Source organism: Pseudoalteromonas sp. Z1A6 (assembly GCF_011378745.1).
Classification (GTDB): domain Bacteria; phylum Pseudomonadota; class Gammaproteobacteria; order Enterobacterales; family Alteromonadaceae; genus Pseudoalteromonas; species Pseudoalteromonas arctica.
This window is the reverse complement of the sequence record NZ_WTKW01000628.1, coordinates 1-1,083: the sequence shown is the minus strand read 5'-3', so window position 1 is coordinate 1,083 and position 1,083 is coordinate 1. Positions and strand designations below refer to the sequence as shown.

2 protein-coding genes are annotated in these 1,083 nt (G+C 39.2%); both read left to right on the top strand.

The window, feature by feature from the left end:
* Nucleotides 1–309: immunity protein YezG family protein (locus GQR46_RS20000; RefSeq protein WP_165742282.1), on the top strand; the 309-nt coding region annotated here is incomplete at its 5' end.
* Nucleotides 310–838: 529 nt separating this feature from the next.
* The coding region (locus GQR46_RS20760; RefSeq protein ID WP_240922936.1) for a hypothetical protein at nucleotides 839–1,083 on the top strand (245 nt) is incomplete at its 3' end.

The following is a 1,083-nucleotide window of genomic DNA, read 5'->3' as shown; positions in this document are numbered from 1 at the left end:
CTAGGTCAGTACCTTTATCAGCAAATTGATGAGCAGTGGCTTGAAGCACAGCTTATTTTAGATTGCGATAATAATAATGTGATTGAGTGCAAAGCTCACTTTAAAGCAGATGACGAAACACAGCATGCAATTGCTGTATCTGACAATATAACAGCGTTGTTTAAAACGTTATTTGACCACGCCATTAAAAATGAAGTGGAAGATTGGCAACGCGCTATTTTTACAATTACGCGTAAAGGCCAATTTAACTTAAACTTTGAACGCGATAATAATGACGAAGAATTAATATCCGCTGTTAAAACATATTAAGTATTAATGTAACCCGCTCATTAACAACATGGATGTTGTAAAGCTAGGCGCTGCAGCCTTTTAATATTAGCACCTTAGCCTGTATTTCAAATTGAGCCCCTCATTTACTTCTCATTCTTTCCTCTTGGTGCAAAAAATATTTTAAGTGAATTATTCACAAAGAGGTTAAGAGGCGCTGCGCTTAAAGAGTAAAAGCTTACTGTGGCAACTAAGTTGAAAAATTCCGAACTAATGGCTCTACGTTTTTACAAACAATAATATAAGCATTACGGGCTCAGGTAATGGCGATTTAATTATTCACAACGCAGGCGGGGAGATAAAACTCGACAGCCAAGGTAATGTTGATATTACCGCCACTAACGTACTCACACTCGATGGCACATTTATAACCTTTGATGGCCCGGTTGATTACGACATAACTAGCCCACAAAAAGCCAGTAGCCCAAGCACCGCAAGCCCTGTCGATATTAGCCGCATTAGTGATATAACCATTAATGACTCAGGTATTGCTGCAACAACGTCAAGCGTAGTGGATTTACTTTATGTTTATCAAGATGGCAGCCCTGTAAAAAACGCACCTTATACAATTAAATTTGATGATGGAACACAAAGCACAGGCCAGCTAGATGAAGACGGTATAGCACAATTAACCGACGTACCAAATGGTCAGTTTAATATTCAATACGGGGAAGATACGCGCGAATATGAGCCTCAAGATAACGCAACGCCAAACCCACTTTATAAAAGAATAACCCCCGCCTCTGCCATACAAAT